Annotated in this window: 18 protein-coding genes; 13 read left to right on the forward strand and 5 right to left on the reverse strand. The window is 68.2% G+C overall.

Translation table 11 applies throughout. The features are described 5' to 3' along the window. The first annotated feature begins 10 nt into the window (after positions 1 to 10). From BM175_RS02945 to BM175_RS02955, 3 genes are all read left to right on the forward strand, one after another. Positions 11 to 901 carry a LysR substrate-binding domain-containing protein gene (locus BM175_RS02945; RefSeq protein ID WP_090958922.1) on the forward strand — a complete coding sequence of 297 codons (891 nt, stop codon included), beginning with the start codon at positions 11 to 13 and terminating at the stop codon, positions 899 to 901. 177 nt (positions 902 to 1,078) lie between these two features. Then, the gene (locus BM175_RS02950; protein ID WP_090958924.1) at positions 1,079 to 1,732 is read left to right on the forward strand and encodes a DedA family protein; all 654 of its coding nucleotides are present in this window, start codon (positions 1,079 to 1,081) and stop codon (positions 1,730 to 1,732) included. A 132-nt stretch (positions 1,733 to 1,864) separates the two neighbouring features. After that, entirely contained in the window at positions 1,865 to 2,539 is a 675-nt protein-coding gene (locus BM175_RS02955; protein ID WP_090958927.1) for a spermidine synthase, read from the forward strand. A gap of 31 nt (positions 2,540 to 2,570) precedes the next feature. Here BM175_RS02955 and BM175_RS02960 read toward each other — a convergent pair whose 3' ends face one another. The 3 genes from BM175_RS02960 to BM175_RS02970 all read right to left on the reverse strand — a co-directional run bounded on the left by BM175_RS02960 (position 2,571) and on the right by BM175_RS02970 (position 5,128). Then, complete coding sequence (locus tag BM175_RS02960; RefSeq protein WP_090959193.1) at positions 2,571 to 3,485, reverse strand: MurR/RpiR family transcriptional regulator; 915 nt, start codon at positions 3,483 to 3,485, stop codon at positions 2,571 to 2,573. Between the two features lie 72 nt (positions 3,486 to 3,557). Continuing rightward, positions 3,558 to 4,508 carry a shikimate dehydrogenase family protein gene (locus BM175_RS02965; protein ID WP_090958929.1) on the reverse strand — a complete coding sequence of 317 codons (951 nt, stop codon included), beginning with the start codon at positions 4,506 to 4,508 and terminating at the stop codon, positions 3,558 to 3,560. Then, the gene (locus BM175_RS02970) at positions 4,505 to 5,128 is read right to left on the reverse strand and encodes a glucose-6-phosphate isomerase (RefSeq protein ID WP_090958932.1); all 624 of its coding nucleotides are present in this window, start codon (positions 5,126 to 5,128) and stop codon (positions 4,505 to 4,507) included. Before BM175_RS02970 ends, BM175_RS02965 begins: the two co-directional genes overlap by 4 nt. A 288-nt stretch (positions 5,129 to 5,416) precedes the next feature. Here BM175_RS02970 and BM175_RS02975 point away from each other — a divergent pair, with 288 nt between their 5' ends. Next, entirely contained in the window at positions 5,417 to 6,919 is a 1,503-nt protein-coding gene (locus BM175_RS02975) for a xylulokinase (RefSeq protein WP_090958934.1), read from the forward strand. Positions 6,920 to 6,968: 49 nt separating this feature from the next. On the opposite strand, the gene BM175_RS02980 is transcribed toward BM175_RS02975, so the two are convergent. Beyond that, positions 6,969 to 9,380, reverse strand: a complete 2,412-nt coding sequence (locus BM175_RS02980; protein WP_090958937.1) for a bifunctional diguanylate cyclase/phosphodiesterase — start codon at positions 9,378 to 9,380, stop codon at positions 6,969 to 6,971. A gap of 287 nt (positions 9,381 to 9,667) precedes the next feature. Next, entirely contained in the window at positions 9,668 to 10,441 is a 774-nt protein-coding gene (locus BM175_RS02985; protein WP_090958939.1) for an SDR family NAD(P)-dependent oxidoreductase, read from the reverse strand. Positions 10,442 to 10,973: 532 nt separating this feature from the next. Here BM175_RS02985 and BM175_RS02990 point away from each other — a divergent pair. From BM175_RS02990 to BM175_RS03030, 9 genes are all read left to right on the forward strand, one after another. Beyond that, a complete protein-coding gene (locus BM175_RS02990; protein WP_090958942.1) occupies positions 10,974 to 12,431 on the forward strand; it encodes an aldehyde dehydrogenase family protein in 1,458 nt (485 codons plus the stop codon). Positions 12,432 to 12,435: 4 nt separating this feature from the next. Continuing rightward, a complete protein-coding gene (gene xylB / locus BM175_RS02995) occupies positions 12,436 to 13,956 on the forward strand; it encodes a xylulokinase (RefSeq protein ID WP_090958945.1) in 1,521 nt (506 codons plus the stop codon). 23 nt (positions 13,957 to 13,979) lie between these two features. Next, complete coding sequence (locus BM175_RS03000) at positions 13,980 to 14,666, forward strand: HAD-IA family hydrolase (RefSeq protein ID WP_090958948.1); 687 nt, start codon at positions 13,980 to 13,982, stop codon at positions 14,664 to 14,666. 5 nt (positions 14,667 to 14,671) lie between these two features. Then, the gene (locus tag BM175_RS03005) at positions 14,672 to 15,511 is read left to right on the forward strand and encodes a MurR/RpiR family transcriptional regulator (protein ID WP_090958950.1); all 840 of its coding nucleotides are present in this window, start codon (positions 14,672 to 14,674) and stop codon (positions 15,509 to 15,511) included. A 75-nt stretch (positions 15,512 to 15,586) separates the two neighbouring features. After that, positions 15,587 to 16,300, forward strand: a complete 714-nt coding sequence (gene rpiA, locus BM175_RS03010; RefSeq protein ID WP_090958954.1) for a ribose 5-phosphate isomerase A — start codon at positions 15,587 to 15,589, stop codon at positions 16,298 to 16,300. Between the two features lie 187 nt (positions 16,301 to 16,487). Next, positions 16,488 to 17,564, forward strand: coding sequence for a sugar ABC transporter substrate-binding protein (locus BM175_RS03015; RefSeq protein WP_090958957.1), 1,077 nt, complete (start codon positions 16,488 to 16,490; stop codon positions 17,562 to 17,564). 74 nt (positions 17,565 to 17,638) lie between these two features. After that, positions 17,639 to 19,171 carry a sugar ABC transporter ATP-binding protein gene (locus BM175_RS03020; protein ID WP_090959196.1) on the forward strand — a complete coding sequence of 511 codons (1,533 nt, stop codon included), beginning with the start codon at positions 17,639 to 17,641 and terminating at the stop codon, positions 19,169 to 19,171. Between the two features lie 31 nt (positions 19,172 to 19,202). Continuing rightward, on the forward strand, positions 19,203 to 20,225 hold the full coding sequence (locus tag BM175_RS03025; RefSeq protein ID WP_090958960.1) for an ABC transporter permease: 1,023 nt from the start codon (positions 19,203 to 19,205) through the stop codon (positions 20,223 to 20,225). 161 nt (positions 20,226 to 20,386) lie between these two features. After that, positions 20,387 to 21,643 carry an HlyD family secretion protein gene (locus BM175_RS03030; RefSeq protein WP_090958963.1) on the forward strand — a complete coding sequence of 419 codons (1,257 nt, stop codon included), beginning with the start codon at positions 20,387 to 20,389 and terminating at the stop codon, positions 21,641 to 21,643.

The raw sequence follows: 21,643 nt of genomic DNA on the forward strand, positions 1-21,643 counted from the left end.
AATCTACTGGATGAGGTCCTCGTCCCATCGTCTTCCGCCGCTCAATGCCCTTCGCGCCTTCGAGGCGTCAGCGCGACACCTGAACTTCCGGCTCGCCGCCGAGGAGCTTGGGGTGACGCAGGCCGCCGTGGCCCAGCACGTGCGCGGGCTGGAGGCCGATCTCGGCATCCGACTGTTCGAACGGCTGCCGCGCTCCCTCGCGCTGACGGCACCGGGGCGCAGCTATGCGGCGCAACTGCGCCGGGCGTTCGAGGTGATGAACGAGGCGACAGCGGCGCTACGCCCGGAGCCCGAGCGCCTGACGATCAGCGTCACGCCGACCTTCGCGTCGAAATGGCTTCTGCCGCGACTTCCCGCTTTCGCAGAGGCGCATCCCGGGATCGAACTGCGCATCCTCGCAACGGAAAGCCTGTCGAATTTCCAGAGCGACGGCGTCGACATCGCCGTTCGCCAGAGCCGCACCGGGTTCGGGCCCGGCCTCGTCGCCGACCTTCTGTTCGAGCAGGAGGTGGTGGCCGTGTGCAGCCCCGCGATGCTGGACGACGGGTCGTCCGAAATCCGTGCGTCGAGCCTCGACCGCCTGACCTTCCTCAGCGATGCGCACGACCTCTGGCCGGAGTTCACGGAGCGCGTCCTCGGGCAGGCCTTTCCGGCATCGGCCCGGCAGATGCGGTTCAGCCAGACGTCGCTCGCGATCGATGCCGCGGCCGCCGGTCAGGGTATCGCCGTCGCCAGCCGCTTCCTGGTGACGAGCGACATCGAGGCCGGGCGCCTGGTTCAGGCGTTCCCCGACACGATGGACGGTGGGCTGAACGCCTACGTCGTCACGCTGCGCAGGCCCCGTCGCCCCGTACCCACCGCGGCCGTGCGGGAGTGGCTCCTCGACGCGCGCCGACCATGAATGTGCCCCTCACCGTCTGACCGGCCGGCCGAGGTCGGCAGGTTCCAACCTTGAACTTCGTTCCGAGGCGACGCCTTCCGCCCTTCGCTCCGAAGGGTCGTCCGCTATATCGCTCAAGGCATCGATCGCGGAGGCGCGATTGTCGATCCATCCGGAGCGGCGCGACGGCTGCGGGGCATGCAGTCCGGCGGTGTCCCCCGTGCCCTGTCGAGGACCAGAGCGATCGAGACCTTCATCGCCCAATACGGCCTGCCCGCCATCTTCCTCGGAGCGGGGCTCGAGGGCGAAACCGTCGCCATCCTCGCCGGCGTCATCGCGCATTCGGGAACGCTCGGGTTCTGGCCGGTCGTCCTCGCGGTGGCGCTTGGATCCTTCGTCGCCGATCAGGTCTGGTTCGCCTGCGGCCGCCATTTCCGCAGCTCCCGCTTCGTGCGACGCGTCAGCGCCCGCCCCTTCTTCGCCAAGGCGCTGAAGGCTTTCGAGGAGCGGCCTGTCCTCTTCACCTTCGGCTTTCGCTTCGTCTACGGGTTCCGGACGGTCAGTCCGATCGCGATCGGCACGACCCGGCTTTCGACATCGCGCTTCGTCCTGATCAATGCCGCGGCGGCGGCGACATGGGCGCTCGTCTTCGTGTCCGCGGGATACTGGTTCGGGCATGCCATCGAAGCGGCCTTCGGCGCGCTGCGCGCGAACCACCGTCTCCTCCTCGGAGCGGCCGGGGCACTCCTCCTGGTCGGCGCCCTTGCCTTCTGGACGCGCCGCAGGTGGATGCCGGAAGGGCTGACCTCCCCTCCGCCGGTCGGCGCGGATCGCGTCAACCCGGACGCATGAAACCCCTCGCGGGTGCGAACCATGCGCGCTACGAGAGGGGCTTGGAATGCCCCAGCGAGCGCGCCCGATGATCGACCCCTCTCCCCTCGCCCCAACCCCGTGCCGCCGCGACCCGCCCGAAGGGAACCGCCGGTGATCCCCTGGGAAGCGCTCGGCACCGCAGCCATCCCGAACGGCGGCGAACTGCGCCTCATGCGGCGCGGCACGGAATATTCCATTATGATCGGTGGGACGGAGTTGATGAACAGCCGCCTCAGCGGATCGGAGGAAGCGCTGGCGACGATCGCGGCCGAGCGGATCGGAGCGCGGCCGGCTGCGCGCATCCTGATCGGCGGTCTCGGCCTGGGGTTCACGCTGCGCGCCGCCCTGGCGAGCCTTGCGCCGGATGCGGCAGTGACGGTCGCCGAGCTGGTGCCGGGCGTCGTCGCGTGGGCAAAAGGACCGATGGCCGAGGTCTTCGGCACCTCGCTGTCCGACCCGCGCGTGACCGTGGTCGTGGAAGACGTGGCCGAGACGATCGGCCGCGCGAGCAACGCCTTTGATGCCATCCTGCTCGATGTCGACAACGGACCCGGCGGCCTGACGCGAGACAGCAACGATCGCCTTTACGGACCGGCGAGCCTCGGCGCGTCTCGCCGGGCACTGACGCCGGGCGGCATCCTCGGCATCTGGTCGCAAGGAGCAGACCCGGCCTTCACCGCTCGGCTCGGGCGCTCCGGTTTCGAGGTGGAGGAGATGCGCGTCAAGGCCGGACGCGGGCGCGGAACGAAGCACGTGCTCTGGTTCGCCGCGAAGCCGGATCGTTAGGCACCGAGGTCGGCGACGCGGCGCGCGTCGCTCAGTCGATAGGCTCGCCCGCATGTCCCGAAGCATCGGCCTCGCGGAATGCACGCAAGTGCCGCTTCATGTCCGCGACCCGTTCCTTGTGGCTGGGGGCGCGCGTCATCGCGACGCTCGTCGACAGGATGTCGATGACGACCAGTGCGGCGATCCGAGACGTGGTCGGCGTGAAGGCATTGGTGTTGTCGTGGGTGCGCACGACGAGGGCGACATCGCAACACTCGACGAGCGGCGAGTCCGCTCCGACCAGCCCGATGACCTTCGCGCCGGCCGTGCGGGCGGTCTCGGCCACGCGCAGGATCGCCTGCGTCCGCCCGGTATTCGAGATCACGAAGGCCACGTCGTCCGGCCCCATCATGGAAGCGGCGATGAACTGCTGGTGCGGATCGACCTGCGCGCCGCAGGGCACACCGAACAGCGGAAACTTCTGCTGCGCGTCGCGCGCGACGATGCCGGAGGCGCCGAGGCCGAAGAACTCGATCGAGCGCGCGCGGCCGAGCAGCCTGACGCTCTCGTTGAGGGCAGCGCGGTCGAGATGGGTGCGCGCCCAGTCGAGGCTGGTCATCGTATAGTCGAAGATCTTCTCCGCCACCGCCTCCGGCGGATCGCTGTCGAGCAGCACCGAATGCGTCGCGGGCACGCCGAGCGCCAGCGCCTGCGCCAGCCTCAGCTTGAAGTCCGAGAAGCCGTCGCAGCCGACCGCGGTCGAAAAGCGCACCACGGTCGGCTGGCTCACCGAGGCCAGGGCTGAAAGCTCCGCGATCGTCGCGCCGAGGACCGAGCGCGGATCGGACAGGACGGCGTCGGCGACCTTGCGCTCCGACTTGCGCAGATCGGGACGCGCGGCGCGCACGACCTCGATGATGTTGGCGGCCGACACCTCCCGCGTCTCCCTGCGATCCTCGCGCTGCATCGCCATCCCACCTGCCGCCCCCGATCGCCGGCCCCCGAAAGCTGCCGTCCCGGCGAACAGTCTCGCCCCGCCTTAGGCCTTCGCCGCCCGGATCGCGATATCGGAGATGGCGTCGAAGCCCGCGCCCGACGTCGGGATCGGCGTCTCGAACACTTCGGCGATCACCTGCGTCCAGCCGTGGAGGAAATAGGTCCATCCGTCCTCGACGCGCAAGGCGCGCTCGGCCGCCTGCCGCCGCGCCTGCTCGAGGAAGACGAGGTCGCCCCGATAGTTGAGGTCCCAGGCGATCGCCTCGTGGGGGAAGAGCGCCCGGTCGGTGAGCGGCGAGCCCGGCGCATCCTTGCCAAGGCCCGTGGCGTTGACGACGAACGAGCCCGGTTTCAAGGCTCGCAAGACCTCGTCGTTGGTGGTCGACGTGTCGACCAGCACGTACTCGACCGGCATCGCGGGCGCCATCTGCCGGTGAACCGCGCGGATCTCGTCGAGGCGATGGGCACTGCGGTCGGAGACCACGACGCGCGAGGGCACGTCCCGGCCCCGGTCGGCGCGCATCAGGTGCCATGTCATGGCGATCGTGGAGCCGCCTGTCCCCATCGCGAAGAACTCCGCCCCCGTGCGGGCGAAATGGCCGGGCTCGAGAAAGCCGTCGATGGCGAGCCCCGACGAGATCGGATCCTTGGCATGGCAGACGAGCTTGCCGTCCCGCTTCGAGATGCAACTCGTCTCGCCCATCAGGCTCGCATGCGGATCGACGACGTCGAAGAGGTCCCGCGCGGCCTGGAACAGGTCGATCTTGTGCGTCGTGACCAGCGCGCCGAGCGAAAGCGGATCGTCGCGGATGAACTCGACGGCATCCCGGTAGGCGGACGCCTCGGCATGAGGCGGGAAATCGATGCCCCGGATCGCCGCGTCGCGAAGGCCGAGATGCGCGGCCCAGGCCGGAAACACCTTAATGATCGAGCTCTGGCCCGTCGTGACGCCGATGAAGTGGAGCGTGGGCCGGGTCGCGGGTGCGTAGGTCATGCCGCGGCCCCCATCAGGGCCTGGACCTCCGACGGCGTCCGCGGTCGATACGCCGCGTTCTCCGCGAGGCGCCAGCCGCCGCCTTCGCCACGCAGCACCCGGTGGCGCATTCCGCCGGATCGCTCGATGATGCCGTAGTCCTGCCCGGCATCTGCGGGATAGGCGAACATCATCACGAAATCCCCCTCGCCCGTATTGATCGAGCGGTGGATCCAAAACGGCGGGACGTAGCAGATCGTCTGGGGTCCGATCTCGACGATGCGCGTCTCGCCCTCCGGCGACTCCAGTTGCATCAGTCCTTGGCCCGCCTGGCCGTAGTAGATTTCGGGACGGTCGGCCTTTGCGTGGATGTGGCCGCGGGTCAGAAAGAATTCCTCGCCGACCAACCCGGGGGACATCCGGGTCAGGCCAAAGATCATGTCGCCGGCCGCGGCGGACGGGCGGAAATCTCCCACGTCGTAGACCACGGCATCGCCAGTGCGCGTCACAAGGTCACGATGGGCGTCGGCGTCGAGATACAGGCCCGTGAGGTCGCTTAGCCGCTTCTGGTAACGTCCGCCCGCCCCGCCCATCGTCCCGGCAGCGAGGTCGACATGACAGCTTGCAGGCTCGGTCAGCATGGATACTGCTCCTCAATGTCGGCATCGTATAAGAGGTAATTTTGCTACATAGACGATGATCAAGGGCATACGCAACGGGGCAAAACTACAGGCGATCATGGGTTCCGTAGCCCTCTTGGGCCAACGGCTGGCGGTTGACCGCCCAGTTTTCAGTACCTAAGCTACACAGCTTGGAGGCCGATCATGCACATCAACCTCGCCGCAGCTGTCGCAGGAATGCTTGGCGACGTCTCATGCTTCCGCGCTTCCGGTCGATCCCGCATGACGCGCCGAGACTGAGGCACGCTCATGCGCAGCGACGATCTCATCCTTGCCATCGACGTCGGAACCGGCAGCGTCCGGGCCGCGCTGGTCGACGCCTCGGGTCACATCGTCTCGATCGTCGCGCGCGAGCATGATCAGATCGTGCCGCAGTTCGGCTGGTCGGAGCAGCGGCCCGCCGACTGGTGGGAGGGTGTCGTCACGGCCGTCCGCGGCGTTCTCTCCGCCGTCCCGGACGCCGCCGGTCGCATTGAGGCGATCTGCGCCTGCGGCCAGATGCATGGCACCGTCCTCGTCGATGCCGACGGACAACCGACGCGCGACACCGTCCCCCTGTGGAACGACAAGCGCACGGCCGGTCTCGTCGGCGCATTCGAGGAGGCCAACGCGGCGCAGACCTATCTTGCCCGCACCGGCAACCCGCCGACGCCCGCCTGGCCCGCCTTCAAGCTGCAATGGATCCGGGATGCCGATCCCGACGCCTACCGGCGCGCCGCTGCCGTGATCATGCCGAAGGACTACGTCAACTTCCGCCTGACCGGCGAGATCGAGATGGATCGGACGGAAGCGGCCTGCTCCTTCCTGATGGACCCACGCACCGGCGACTGGTCGCCCGAAATGGTGGATCGGCTCGGCCTCGACCTCCAGAAGCTCGTGCCGATCCGCGGGGCGATGGAGGTGCTGGGGCGCGTCACACGCCAAGCCGCCATGCAGACGGGACTGCGCGAGGGAACGCCGGTGCTGGTCGGCGGCGGCGACTATCCCGTGGCCCTCGCCGGATCCGGCGTCCTCGCGCCGGGGCTGGGCTCCGAGATGATCGGCACCTCCTGCATCGTCACGACGATTGCCGACCGGCCGATCCTCGCCCCCGAAATCTCGAATGTCGGGACGGTGGACGGCGCGTGGGGCGCATTCATGCTGCTGGAAAGCGGCGGCGACGCGATGCGCTGGGCGCGCCGGGCACTGCACGAAGGCACAGTCTCCTACGAGACCATCGTCGAGCGAGCGGCGGAAGCGCCGCCCGGTTCCGACCGGCTGTTCTTCGTCCCGTACCTCACCGGCGAGCGCTTCGGCCGCCATCGCAACGCCCGTGCGCAGTTCTTCGGGCTCGCCGCCGGCCACGGCCTCACGCACCTCCACCGCGCCGTCCTCGAGGGCGTCGCCTTCGCGGTCAAGCGGCACATCGACGTCATGGAGGCGAACGGCGGGCCGCGCGTGGAACGGCTCGTCGCCTCCGGAGGCGGCGCGCGCACCGACCTGTGGCTGCGGATCAAGGCCAGCTGCTACGGCATCCCGATCCTCGTGCCGCAGGAAGCCGAATGCGGGATCGTCGGTTGCGCCGCCATGGCCGCAACGGCGATGGGTCGGTTTCCCAGCCTCACCAATGCGGCCGCAGCCTACGTTTCCTTCGAGCGCGAGGTGAGCCCCGAGCCGCGCTGGGCGGAGACCTACCAGCGCATGCAGCCGGTGTTCGAACGCCTCTACCATCATTCGCAGGCGCTCTACGACGACCTCGACGCGCTCGCCTGATGGCAAGCGCCGCGAGATGGGTCGCAGTGCCCCGCCTGCCTGACGGGCGTCAGGCTCGACGACGCGCGTCGCTCGGGAAGGAAGGGCTTGCGCCGAGCCGTTGATCCGTCGGCGCGATCGCCTCACGGAAGCGCGCGAGCGGCATCGGCTTGCCGAAGAGATAGCCCTGCCCCTCGCTCATGCGATCGCGGAGATAATCCGCCTGCGCCTGCGTCTCGATGCCCTCCGCGATGACGTCGAGATCGCATCCGCGTGCCATTCGAACGACGGCGTCGACGATGCCCTGATCCTTCCCGTCGATCGTGATGTCGCGCACGAAGGACCGGTCGATCTTCAGGCGCGTGATGTCGAGCTGCTTCAGGAAGGTCAGTGAAGCGTAGCCCGTTCCGAAATCGTCGAAGGCAATGCCGACATTCATGCGGCGCAGACGCGCAAGGTGATTGGCGATCGTGCGCTCGTTGCGCAGGACCGTGTTCTCGGTGATCTCGAGCTCCAGCGCCTCGGCGGGCAGCCCGCTCGCCCGCAGCGCCTCCTCGACGCGCTCCACGAGATCGGGTGCGCGAAGCTGCGCGGCGAAGAGGTTCACCCCGATGCGGAAGTCGCCATGCCCGGCCCGCCGGATCGCCACCGCATCCTGGCAGGCCTTCGACAGGATCCAGTCGCCGACGGGCAGCGTCAGCGGACCCGCTTCGAGCACCGGAAGGAAGGATACGGGCGACAGGACGCCGAGATAGGCGTGGTTCCAGCGGATCAGTGCCTCGGCACCGACGACACGATCGTCGGCGAGGCGGACCTGCGGCTGGTAGTAGAGTTCGAAATTGCGCTCCTCCCATGCCTCGCGCAGATCCTCGGCGACGCTGAGGCGGTCCTTGGCGGCCTTTCGAAGCTCGGGCGTGAAGAGGCGGAGCCGCGCGCGGCCGTTGGCCTTCGCGTCGAACAGCGCAAGATCCGCGGCGAGCATGAGTTCGTCCGCCGACATGGCCTGCAACTGGGAAGGCATCAGCCCGCCGCTGGCGGACAGGTGCACGATCTCGTCACCGAGGGCGATCGGAAGCTCGGTCGCCTCGATCAGCCGTTGGCCGAGCCGCGAGACCTCGATCGGATCGGCGGTTCCCCGCACGACCACCGCGAACTCGTCACCGCCAAGACGGGCGACGAGGTGATCGGCACCGACGACCTCGCGCATGCGCCGCGCTACGACCCGCAGAACCTCGTCGCCGCCCGCATGCCCGAAGGCGTCGTTGACGTCCTTGAAGCCGTCGAGATCGAACAGCATCAGGCTGAAGGGGGTGCGCGCCTTGCCATGCTCCTCGATGCAGGTCGCGATGGCCTCCTGGAACCGGGCCCGGTTCGACAGGCCCGTCAGGGTATCGGTGTAGGCGAGCGTTCGAATGCGCTCCTCGGCGGACAGGCGCTCGCTCTGGTCACGAAAGGCGATGACCGTCTGGAGGCTGCCGGCGAGGCGCACGTCGCTGCGCAAAACGCGCACCGGCACGAACGGCCCGAGGCGCGTGGCCAGCCTGGCGTCGATCTCCTCGCGCTCCGGCAGGGCGGCGAGGTCGAGGCCCGGCAGCAGCTCGGACAACTCGCGCCCCGCAAGGTCGTCGCGCGACAGGCCGGTCAGGCGCGCCAGGCTGTCGTTCGCGGTGACGATCCGGCTTCCTTCGCAGATCGCGAGCCCCTCCAGCCCGAGATTGGCCAGTTCGCCGAGACGCCGCCGCTCGTAGCGCAGCTTCGCCTTGGCCGCGATCGTGAGCCGGAGGCCGATGACCGCGATGATTGCCAGCCCCGACGACATCGTGGCGACGAGCGGCGCGAGAAGTTCGGGCGGCACCGTCCAGGCCGGAAGCTGCACGCGCGGATCGAACTCCAGCGTCATCGCGACCATGCCGCCGATATGCAGGATGCCGATGGCCAAAACGAGAAGCGGGGCGCCGGTCAGGTTGATCCACCGTGTCCGCTCGACGGAGGCCAGCGTCGCGAGACCGAAGAGCGGGAGGCTGGCGAGGATGGTGGTCCAGACGATCGCAAGGTCCCAGTGGACGTGGCCGCGCACCACATAGGCGGCCTGCCCGACATAATGCAGCACGGCAACGCCGAGGCCGATCACCACGCCGCCGACGAACCGCCTCCAGCGCTCGCGCCGTCCGAGCGTCAGCATCAGGCCGGCGCCGATCCCGACGATTGCCAGGAGAAGCGAGAGCGCCGTCGTGACGGGCTCGAAACCCGCCTCCATTCCCGGACGGAAGGCGAGCAGTGCGACCATATGGGTGGCCCAGGCGGTGCAACCGGCGGTGACCAGCGACAGGATCGCCCATTGCCGCCGGGCCGCGCCGTCGCGTCGACCGGCATGCCGCGCGACGGAAAACGAGCCGTAGACGCCGATCAGGCACACCAGGGCCGCCAGCGTCAGCAGCTTTGGATCGTTCAGGACACCGAGGCAGGTCAGCAGGACGTTCATCGCTCCTCCTGCCTTGAGCGGTAGAGTCGGGACGTTAATGACCGTGCATCACCGGCCCGTGAAATCCGATGTTTTGCCAATGGAACCGCTGCGGTTTCAGTAGCTGACCACCAGACGATCCCGGCCCGGTCTGTGCCAGCGGTCGTGCCGCAAGTCTTCGCGGAAAGGGTTTGCTGCGCGGACTTCTGTTCATCGAGCGTAATGCCAGGAGTCACACGCGAGCAAACCTCAACCTCGGGTTGACAACAAAATCAACCTGCAACGTTTATTACCTGGGAACTGAAGACCTACCAGGCCGTATAGCCGCCGTCCGCCAGAACGATGGAGCCCGTCAGGAGGCTGGCCGCATCGGAGGCGAGAAAGAGCACGGTGGCGGCGATCTCGTCCGTCCGGCCCATGCGGCCCATGGGCGTACCGCCGATCCAGTGCTTCATCATCTCCGGGTCGTCGTAGACGAAGCTGGTCAGCGCGGTCTCGATATAGGTCGGCGCCACCGCGTTGACCCGCACGCCCCGGCCGCCCCACTCGGCGGCGAGCGACTTGGTCAGGTGATGCACCGCCGCCTTGGATGCATTGTACTGGGCCTGCTCCTGCGGCCGGTTGACGACGAAGCCCGACATCGAGCCGACATTGACGATGGCGCCCTGCCCGCGCTCCAGCATGGATTTGCCGAAGGCACGGCAGCACCAGAAGACACCGTTGAGGTTGACGTCGAGAACCTTCAGCCACACCGCGTCGGACATGGTTTCCGCCGGCTCGTTGCTGATCGCGATGCCGGCATTGTTGACGAGGACGTCGAGCCGGCCGTGCCGGGCGAGAACGTCGTCGCGCAGGGCGTCGACCGCTTGGGGCGACGTCACGTCGAGCCGGACACCCTCCGCGCTGCGGCCGTCGGCCATCAGGCGCTCGGCCGCCTCCTCGGCCTTCTCGACCGCAAGATCGGCGAGGATGACGTGGGCGCCGGCCTCGGTCAGGGCTTCGGCCGTCGAGAATCCGATCCCCTGTGCAGCACCCGTGACGAGGGCGATGCGGCCGTCGAGGCGGAAGCGTTCAAGATACATGGTGGTCTCCCAATTGGACCCGAGGCGTCAGGACAGGATGTCGTGCGGCGGCTCGCCGCGAGGGCGCAGGCGCCCTACTCCGCCGCCATCGCGCATCAGCACAGGCTCGACGCGGAAGAAACGTGAGATCGGCACAAGCGGACCAAGAGCTCGCATGTCTGGACCCGACGCGGAATGGAAGGCGACCCGGCACGAGCAAACGGTCCCTGAGGCCTGGATGCCATGCTCCGCCGTTCGGCTTGGCACTCTTCGCGTTTTCTGAGAGCATCGAAAGCATTTACGTAGCAAAACTATTCCAAGACAGCTTTCGATAGCGGCGCGCGGGTCGACGCGCAAGCGCGCGCCGAAAGCCGAATCAAGTCGTCGCACATAGACTTGCGCAGCATTCGCTCGAGGAGCTTGGCATTGGCAGTCCGCGCCTGACCAAGGAAGTCCTGATTTCCCGCTTGCGGTATCTAGTATTGCTATATTAGATCGGATCGAAGGTGGCCGGCTGCGGCGTGGGCCGCCGGACACGGTGCCAGGACGTCCCATGCTTGCAGCCTACGATTCCCAGCTCTTCATTGCCGGCCAGTGGCAACGCGGCTCCGGCCGCGCGCTTCCCGTCGAGAACCCGGCGACCGGCGAGGTCATCGGCCACATCGCGGCGGCGACCGCGGGAGAAGTGGACGCCGCCGTCGCCGCCGCCCGCAGGGCCTTTCGCCCTTGGGCGCGCCTCGCCCCCAAGGAGCGCGGTGCCGCGCTCCACCGCCTCGGTGACGCGATCTCGGCCCGAGCCGATGCCATGGCGCGCATCATGACGAGCGAACAGGGCAAGCCGCTCAATGAGGCGCGCGGCGAAATCCTGAAGCTTGCGGAGGCCTGCCATTTCTACGCCGAGGAAGCCGAGCGCGTGCATGGCGAGATCGTGCCGGGAGCGACCACCGACCATGAGAGCATGGTGGTGCGTGAGCCGATCGGCGTCGTCGGGGCGATCACGCCCTGGAACTATCCGGCCGAGCTGATCGGCTGGAAGCTCTGCGGTGCGCTGGCCGCGGGCTGCACCATCGTCATCAAGCCGGCGGAACTGACGCCCTTCACGGCGCTCGCGATCGCCGAAGCCTGCATGGAGGCGAAGATCCCCGCTGGCGTCGTCAATATCGTCACCGGCAAGGGGTCCGAGGTCGGTCAGGCGCTGGTCGAGCATCGCGACATCGACAAGATCGCCTTCACGGGCTCCAGCGCGGTCGGTCTTCACATTCAGCGCACGACGCCGATCGTGCGCCGCATGTCGCTGGAGCTCGGCGGCAACTGCCCGCTGATCGTCGCCCCGTCGGCCGACCTCGACGCCGCGGCCAAGGGCGCGGCGCGTCGCGGGTTCCGCAACATGGGCCAGATCTGCATCGCGGTGAACCGCATCTACGTCGCGCGCCCGCATTACGAGAGCTTCCTCGACAGGCTGAAGGGCGCGGTCGAGAGGCTCACCATCGCCAACGGATTGGAGCGGCCCGATGCCGATCTCGGCGCCATGGCCTCGGCCGAGCCGCTGGAGAAGACCAAGGCGCACCTCGCAGACGCTTTGGACAAGGGCGCGCGGCTCGTCGCGGGCGGCTCGGCGCCGGAGGGCGAAACCTTCGCGCGCGGGCACTTCTTCCGCCCGACCGTCGTCGCCGACTGCACGCACGAGATGAAGGTGATGACGGAGGAGACCTTCGGCCCGCTGGTCGGCGTCGCGCCCTTCGACACGCTGGACGAGGCGGCGGACCTTGCCAACGACACGCCCTATGGGCTCGCCTCCTATGTCTACGCCCGCGACCTGAACGAGGTGCGCGCCCTGTCGCAAAGGCTCGACTACGGCAACGTGGCGGTCAACAACGTCGACGCCGGCGTGATGAACGCCCCCTACGGTGGGCGCAAGCAGAGCGGCGTCGGCTACGAGCACGGCCGCGAGGGAATGCTCGAATACCTGAACTTCAAGCACATCCGCATCCGCTACGACGAGGCGCGGTGATCCCATGACCGAGTGCCTTCTCGGGATCGACATCGGCACCTCCGGCTGCAAGGCGCTTCTCGCCGGGCTGGACGGAACGGTACTCGCGAGCCGGACCGAAACCTATCCCCTGTCCCAGCCGCGCCCCGGCTGGAGCGAGCAGGATCCGGCGGACTGGGTGGACGCGACGCGCCGCGCGGTCGGAGCGTTGCAGGCCGAACGTCCCGGTCTCGTCGTAAAGGCGATCGGCCTGTCCGGCCAGATGCATGGCCTGACGCCGCTCGACGCGGCCCATCGCGTGTTACGCCCAGCGATCCTCTGGAACGATCAGCGCAACGGGCCGGAATGCGCCGAGGCGACGGAGCGGGCCGGCGGCGAGGAGGCTCTCCTTGCGCTCACCAACAACCGGATGCTGGTCGGCTATACCGGCGGCAAGATTCTCTGGATGCGTCGGCACGAGCCCGAACTCTTCACCCGCCTCGCCCACGTCCTGAACCCCAAGGACTATCTGCGCCTCGTCCTCACCGGCGAGCGCGCGAGCGAGGTGTCGGATGCCTCCGGCACTGGCCTTTTCGACACGCGCGCGCGACGCTGGTCGGACGAGCTGCTGCGCCGGCTCGACCTTTCGCCGGACCTCCTGCCGCCGGTCCATGAATCCGCCGAGATCACGGGCCGCCTCAGCGCATCCGGCGCAGCGCTCCTCGGCCTTCCCGAAGGCGTGCCGGTCGTCGGCGGCGGCGGCGACGCGGTGATCCAGACGCTCGGCTCGGGCGTCATCGCACCGGGCGAGATCCAGACCACGATCGGCACCGCCGGGATCGTCGCCTGCGCGCTCGATCGCCCGAGCGACAATCCGGGCGGCCGGCTCCAAGTCTTCTGCAACGTCGATCCCGCCAAGTGGCACTGCATGGGCGTTTCGCTCAACGCGGGCGGCGCCATGAGCTGGTTCCGCGGCCTTGCGGCCGACTTCGCGGGCGGCGACGCTCCATCCTTCGACGCGCTGGTGGCGCGGGCGGAGGCAAGCCCGGCCGGGGCGCGCGGCCTTCTGTTCCTGCCCTACCTCTTCGGCGAGCGCTGCCCGCATCCCGATCCCGCCGCGCGCGGCGCCTTCGTCGGGCTGACCGCCCGCCATGGCGCGGCCGACCTCACAAGGGCGGTGATGGAGGGGGTCGCCCACGGACTGCGCGACATCTTCGCCGTCATGGAAGAGGCCGGCATCGCACCCGGCATCGTGAAGGCGTCGGGCGGCGGCGCGCGCTCGCGCCTGTGGCGGCAGATGCAGGCCGACCTTTTCGGCTGCGACGTCGTCACCACCGAGGGTGCGGCCGAGGGCGGAGCCTACGGGGCCGCGCTTCTCGCTGGCGTCGGCATCGGCGTCTGGCCGGATGCCGCGACCGCTGCCACCGTCTGTCGCCCGGTGACGCGCGAGACGCCGGATCCGGAAGCCGGTGCCGTCCTCGGGGCGGCCAACCGCATCTATCGCACCCTTCATTCCGCCCTCGCGCAGGCCTCGGCCGATCTCGGCCACCCGCGGCTGGACCCATGACATTCTTCGGGAGTGCCCTGCCGATGTCCGCATCGCCCAACACCGCCGATGTCCTGATCTTCGATCTCGACGGCACGCTGATCGACAGCGCCCACGACATCGCGGCGGCGGTGAACGAATACCTCGCGTCCAAGGGGTGGCCGGAACAGGACCCGGCCTTCGTCGAGGGCTTCATCGGCAATGGTCCGCGCCGGCTGTTGCTCGACCTCCTGCTGGCGGTCGGCCTGCCGCACGACGACGCGACGGTCGACGAGGCCGTGCCCACCTATATCGCCAACTACGAGCGCAGCCCGGCGCGTCACACGCGCTTCTACGCGCATGTGAAGGAGGACCTGCACCGCCTCCGCGAAGCCGGATTCCGGCTGGGGCTGTGCACCAACAAGCCGCACGCGCTGACGTTGAAGGTCCTTGATCTCCTCGGCATCGCCCCGCTCTTCGAGGCCGTGGTCGGCGCCGACGCCGCGCCGGCCTGCAAGCCCGACCCCGCCCATCTCCTGGCGGTCTGCGAGCGCATGGGCGCGCCGCCCGCGAGCGTCGCCTATGTCGGCGACACGGCCGTCGATCAGGCGACGGCGGCGGCAGCCGGGATTTCCTTTCACGTCGTGCCCTGGGGCGGCGGATCGCTGCTGAAGGTCGACGAGGCCTTCCGGCTCGACCGGCTGGCCGACCTGATGGCGCTGAAGCCCGCTGCCGCGCGCCGGACCGCCTGACGCCGATGACCACGAGCCTTCTGCAGCGCATTCTGTCGGAGCGCGAGGCCATGGGCGCGGCGGAGCGGCGCGTCGCCGACGTGGTGGCCACCGATCCGGGCGCGGTGATCCACATGAGCATGGCCTCGCTCTCGCAGAAGTCGGGCGTCAGCGATCCGACGATCATGCGCTTCTGCCGACGCTTCGGCTTCGAGGGCTACGGCGACTTCAAGCTCTTCCTGGCGCAGAGCCTCGTCCCGTCCGCGCCCTTCGCCTACGAGCAGATCATTTCGGGCGACTCCATCGCCAACATCGTGCGCAAGACCGCGCGCAACTCGCTGAACGCCATCCAGCGCGCGCTGGAGGACCTCGAGCCGCCGCAACTGGAAGAGGCCGCAAGGCGCCTTCAGGCCGCGACCTGGATCGGCATCTATGCCTCCGGCATCTCGGAGATCACGGCACTCGACGCCGAGCACAAGTTCCAGCGCCTCGGGATCCGCTGCGAGGCGCTGATCGGGCGCAAGAAGCAGTGGCTGCACGCCGAGACCTCGCGGCCCGGCGAGGTCGCGCTGATCTTCTCGCAGTCCGGCCACACCAAGCAGATGGTCGATATCGCGACGGCGGCGCGCGCGGGCGGCGCACAGGTCGTCTCCGTCACGGCAGCGGACAGCCCGCTCTCGGCCGTCACCGACGCGCTCGTCGCCGTCGTGCCCTACGACCGGACCGAGCTTCTGACGCCGCTCGCCTCGCGGCTCAATCACCATCTCGTCGTCAACATGCTCGTCACCTCGATCGCGATGATCGGTGGCAGCGAGTTCCCGGACCAGTTGCCGGCGCTCGATTCCTGGCAGACCGAAAAGATCTGACGGCGGACACCCCCTTTCCGCGCCGCGGCAGAAGGCCCGCGAGCGCAAACAGCTGACGCGCATGGAGGATCTACGATGAGCGCACAGGACGAAGCGAAGCGGGTGGCCGGGCGCCGCGTCATCGAGGAATTCGTGCGGGACGGGATGAAGCTCGGACTGGGCTCCGGCACCACGTCGCACTTCTTCGTCCGCGAGCTCGGCAAGCACGTCGCCGACGGGATGCGCCTCACCTGCACCACGACCTCGCGCGCCACCAATCAGGTGGCGCAGGAATCCGGCATCAAGCTGACCGATCCCAACGAGATCGGCGAGCTCGACCTGACGATCGACGGGCCGGACGAGATCGATCGCCAGTTCAACATGATCAAGGGCGGCGGCGCCTGCCTTCTCTGGGAGAAGATCATCGCCCACGCTTCGAAGCGGATGATCACGATCTGCGACGAGACCAAGATCGTTGATCGCCTCGGCAGCTTCCCGCTGCCGGTCGAGGTCGTCCAGTTCGCCTGGAAGCAGACGCAGCGCATGGTGGAGGCGACGCTCGGCCACCACGGCATCGGGAACGCGGTGATCGAGCGACGTATGCGCGACGGCCAGCCCGTCGTCACCGACAGCGGAAACTTCATCCTGGATTGCCGGTGCGGCCCCGTGCTCGACGAGCCGGCGCCTCTCGAGATCGCCCTGAACCGCATCCCCGGCGTCGTCGAGAACGGCCTCTTCACGCGCGAGTCGTCCGGGATGGTGATCGGCAAGTTCGACGGCACGTCCGACGTGCATCTGCGCAAAATCTAGTAAAGCAAGATTTTCGGTCGCCCGCTGCGATCTCGGGCATTGCCGGAAAAATCGACCGGCCTATCCGCCGAACCGCCCTTATCGACAAGCCTTTTGGGATTTCCACCCCCAACCACGGGACTGCTTGACGGCCCGCCGAAACGGCTAGTATTACTACATTCATCGCTCTGGGAGGAGAGAAGAGCCCATGCCACAGATCAATCGACGCCATCTCTTGCAGGCCGGCGCGGCGCTCGGCGCCACGGCCCTCGTCGGCGGCCGGGCCGCCTTCGCGCAGGAAGGGCTCTTCGTGCCCTACAGCAACAAGAGCCTCGACTACTATTTCTTCGTGATCCAGGAAGAGGCGGTGAAGCGGGCGGTCGAGGCGCAGAAGTGGCGCTTCCAGGCGACCAACGCGAGCTTCGACAACACGCGCCAGCTCGAGCAGTGGCAGAGCCTGATGCTGAGCCAGCCGAGCGCCATCGTCTCCGATCCGATCGACAGCCAGGCCATCGTCAGCGCCATCCGCCGCTACAACGGGCGCAAGATCCCCGTCGCCATCATCGACACGCCGGCCGACGGCGGCGATGTCGCGATCACCGTCTCCTTCGACAACAAGCTCGGCGGCGTCATGGCGGCGCAGGAGATCATCAAGCGCCTGACCGAAAAGCACGGTAGCCCGAAGGGCACGGTGCTGAACTGCTTCGGCGCGCTGCAGAGCGTCGCCTGGCGCCAGCGCAAGGAGGGCATGGACGAGGAGTTCGCCAAGTATCCCGACATCAAGTACCTCGCCCGCCCGACCGAGGGCGCGCTGGACCAGATGCTGGCGGTCACCCTCTCGACCTTGTCCGAATTCCCCGATCTCGACGCGGTCCATGCGCCGAGCGACTCGCCCTCGCGCGGCATTGTCACCGCCCTTCAGCAGCGCGATCGCTGGAAGAAGGTCGGCGAGGAAGGCCACGTGATCTTCGTCAACATCGATGGCGAGCCCATCGCGCTGAAGTGGATCCAGGACGGCTACATGGACGCCTGCGTCTCGCAGGACCCGATCGCCTACGGCGAGATCGCGGTCGAGATGCTGCAGAAGCATGCCATTCCCGGCGAGGCGGTGCCGCTCGGCGCCTACGAGAACGCCAAGTACTTCTGGGAGAAGGGCGAGATCGTGAACGGGGCGACGGGCCCGACGCTCATCATCCCGCCCTTCGTGATCGACGGCTCCAACGCCAACGATAAGCGCCACTGGGGCGCGATTGCCGAGAAGGACTGGGGCATCCCCTACTCCTGATGTGAGTCATGTGCGATCGCGGCGCGGGGACCAGGACGTCCCCGCGCCGCCGCCAGTTTCCGGCGGAGGACACGATGACGACCCTTCTTCAGCCTCGGCCCGAGACGCACGCGCCCGCCGAGGTCGTGCTGCGCACCGATCGTCTGGAAAAGCGCTACGGCGGCGTCCTGGCGCTCGACGGTGTGTCGATCGAGATCCGGCGCGGCACGATCCATGGACTGCTCGGCGAGAACGGCGCGGGCAAGTCGACGCTCGTCGGCCTGATCTCCGGCCAGCGCCAGCCGACCTCCGGCACGATCTATCTCGACGGGGCGCCCGTCGACCATGCCGACGTGAAGGCCATGGAGAAGGCCGGCGTCTTCCTGGTGACCCAGGAGCCGATGATCGTCGACCACATGAGCGCGGCCGAGAACCTGATGCTCGGCATCTGGCCGAGCCGTCACTTCGGCTTCGTCGCCTGGAAGCGCCTGCGGGAGGACGCAGCGCGCATGCTGGACGGGTCCGGCATCGACCCCGCCGCCGCCGCCGGCAAGCTCGACGCGGTCGCCCGCCGCAAGCTCAACATCCTGCGGGCCATGTTCAGCGGCGGCAAGGTCATCATCCTCGACGAGCCCACCGCTGCGCTCAACGTCGACGACCGCGCCCAGCTCTTCGACTTCATGCGCAAGCTGAAGAGCGAAGGCGTGACCTTTGTCTTCATTTCGCACTACAACGACGAGATCCTCGAGATCTGCGACGCATGTTCGGTGTTGCGGGACGGCCGGCTGGCCGGCGGGACGCAGGACGTGCGCTCGCTCACCTCCGAGGCGCTGTCCGAGCTCGTGCTCGGCCGCGGGCTCGCCCTGTTCCAGCGCCAGCGTCGCAGCTTTCCGGAGGCAAGTCCCGCGCTTCGCCTGCGCGACATCCGTGCCGCCGCACTCGACGTTCCCGCACTCGATATCCGGCCGGGCGAGATCCTCGGCTTCACCGGCCTGCCAGGCGCGGGCGCCAAGGAACTGGCCCGCGCGATCTTCGGCCTCCTTCCCGTGCGGTCCGGCACGATCGCCTTTTCCGGCGAGATCGACGCCCCGCAGCCGTTGCCGCGCGATCCGCGCGACGCCTTCGACCGGGGCATCGCCTTCCTGTCGGACGACCGTCGCCGCGACGGCTCGGTCGGCGGCATGTCGATCGCCGCCAACCTGTCGCTCTCTTCGCTGCAGAGCGTCTCCAGCGGCGGCTTCTTCCGGCGTGGCGCCGAAGGCGCTCTGTCGGACCGCTATTTCGCGGCCATGGGCATCAAGGCTGCCGGCCCCCATGCCGCGGTCGACACCTTGAGCGGCGGCAACCAGCAGAAGGTCTGCCTCGGCCGCGTGCTCGCCACGCAGCCCCGCCTCCTGATCCTCGACGAGCCGACGCGCGGCATCGACGTCGGCGTCAAGCAGGACGTCCTGCGCATCATCGACGCGCTGACCCGGGACGGCGTGTCCGTGATCGTCGTCTCCACCGACACCGACGAGATGGTGCGCATCGCCGACCGGGTCTGCCTCTTCGAGAAGGGGCGGATCACCCGCGAACTCGTCGGCTCCGCCATCACGACCGAACGGCTGCGCGGCCTTGCCGAAGGCTGACAGCGCCCGCCCCATGCCACAGGACACGCCCATGAAGCCCGCAGCCGCCAGCCTTCCCGCCTCGCAGGGCGCCGCCGCGACGCCGCAGTCGACCGCGCCGGCGCGGCCAGCCGGGCGTTCCGTCACCGGCTGGATCCTGCACAACGTCGTGTGGATCTGGCTGATCGCGCTCGTCGTCCTGTTCGGGGTGTTCAACCCCTACTTCTTCACCCTGTTCAATCTGCAGAACATCATGGTGCAGGCGACCGTGCTCGGCATGATCGGCCTTGCGGTCTCCCTGCCGCTCCTCGTCGCCGAGATCGACCTCTCGTTGCCGGCCAATCTCGGCTTCTCGTCCGCCATCGGCGCGCTGGCCTATTCCAACCTCGAACTGCCCTGGTTCGTGGCCATGCTCGCCGGCGTCGGCGTCGCGACCTTCATCGGCTTCTTCAACGGCCTGTGCATCACCAAGCTGCGCATGGTCTCGCTGATCGAGACGCTGGCGATGATGATCATTCTCGAAGGCTCGCTCCTGGCGCTGACGCAGGGGCGCACGATCACCAACATGTCGGACGGCTATATCTGGATCGGACAGGCGACGGTCGGCGGCTGGCCGGTCATGCCGGCGATCTTCGTCGTCGCGCTGGTCGCCATGTCCGTCCTTCTCAACCGCACGATTCTCGGCCGCAGCATCTACGCGGTCGGGGGCAACGCGGTGGCGTCCAACTCGGCCGGCATCCGCGTCGACCGCATCAAGATCGCGACCTATACGATCGCCGGCTTCCTCGCCGGCGTCGCGGGCTTCCTGCTGGCGTCCTGGCAGATGGCGATCACCTCCAACCAGGGATCGAGCTACCTTCTCTACGCCATCGCCGCACCGATCATCGGCGGCGTCAGCGTCTTCGGCGGACGCGGCAACGTCGTTGGGGTGCTGGGCGGCGTGCTGCTCCTCACCGTGATCCAGGTGGGCCTGGCCATCGTCAATGTGCCCTCCTTCTATGTCGGCATGATCGGCGGCTTCATGATCTTCATCGCCGTGGCGATCGACGCCTTGCGGGTGCGCTACTTCAACTGATGGGGCGACGAAATCGCCCCTCCACGTTCGGCGGAGAGCCCGAGGAGGAATGACGCGAAGGCGACCGGCCGAAGACGTCCGGTCGCGGCGGAACACTTTTTTGTGCGCTTCGTTTGATCGGGACACGTTGTGCACTGACTGTGCAGTCCGGATCCCGCGCTATGCTTGATGAATCCCGCCTCCCATGGGCCAAAGGCGATGCCGACGGCTCCATCGCGATCAATCCGGACGGGCGTGCGGGCGAGCGCGAGCAGCACCCGACGGAAAGCCGCGAGTCCGACAAGCGCGAGGCCAAGTCCAAGCCATCGGACGAACAATCCGAGAAGGGGCGCGCGGCCGCAGAGGGCGAGGAGAAGGTCGGCGAGACGACCAAGCGCCCCTCGATCCTGCGCCGCCATCCCTTCATCGTCCTTCTCGTGCTTGTGGCGATCGTCGCGGCAGCGGTCGGCGGCTACGTCTACTGGCAGACGGCGATCTACCCGTACGAATCGACCGACGACGCCTTCATCGATTCCCGTCAGTTCGCGATCTCGCCGCAGGTCGCAGGCTATGTCGCGGAGGTGCCGGTGTCCGACAACCAGCATGTTGAGGCGGGCGCTGTCATCCTGCGCATCGATCCGCGCGACTATCAGGCCGCCGTCGACGAGGCCGACGCCCGCATCGCGGCCGCGCAGGCCGCGATCAGCGGCGCGGACGCGCAGATCGCAGCCCAGCAGGCCCAGGTCGTCGAGGCGCAGGCCGCCGTCGCGCAGAACGAGGCGAGCGTCCAGTTCGCGCAGGAAGAGGCCGCTCGCGCGCAGCAGCTCGTCCGCTCCGGCGCCGGCACGGTGCAGACCGCGCAGCAGCAGACCTCGAACCTGCGTCAGGCCCAAGCCGAGCTGAACCGCTCGCGCGCGGCGGTCACCGCCGCGGAAAAGCAGGTCGGCTCGCTTCAGGCGCAGCGCGCCACCTCGGTCGCGGATCTTCGCGAGGCCAACGCCCAGGCCGCCCAGGCCCGCCTCAACCTGTCCTACGTCACCGTCACCGCCGCCCAGCCGGGCCGCGTCGTCAAGCTCACCGGTGCGGTCGGCCAGTATGTCCAGACCGGGCAGAGCGTCGCCATGTTCGTGCCCGACGACATCTGGGTCACCGCCAACTTCAAGGAAACGCAGATCACCGACATGCGGCCGGGCCAGCCCGTCGATATCCGGATCGACGCCTATCCGGACCACAAGATCAGCGGCCATGTCGATTCCATCCAGCCCGGCTCGGGCACCGCCTTCTCGCTGCTGCCGGCCGAGAACGCGACCGGCAACTACGTGAAGGTCGTGCAGCGCGTGCCGGTGAAGATCGTGGCCGACGGCTGGCCGCAGGACGTCTCGATCGGCCCGGGCATGTCGGTCGTGCCGACCGTCACCGTGCACCCGGCGAAGGACTGA

This window comes from Aureimonas phyllosphaerae, from assembly GCF_900113065.1.
GTDB lineage: Bacteria > Pseudomonadota > Alphaproteobacteria > Rhizobiales > Rhizobiaceae > Aureimonas > Aureimonas phyllosphaerae.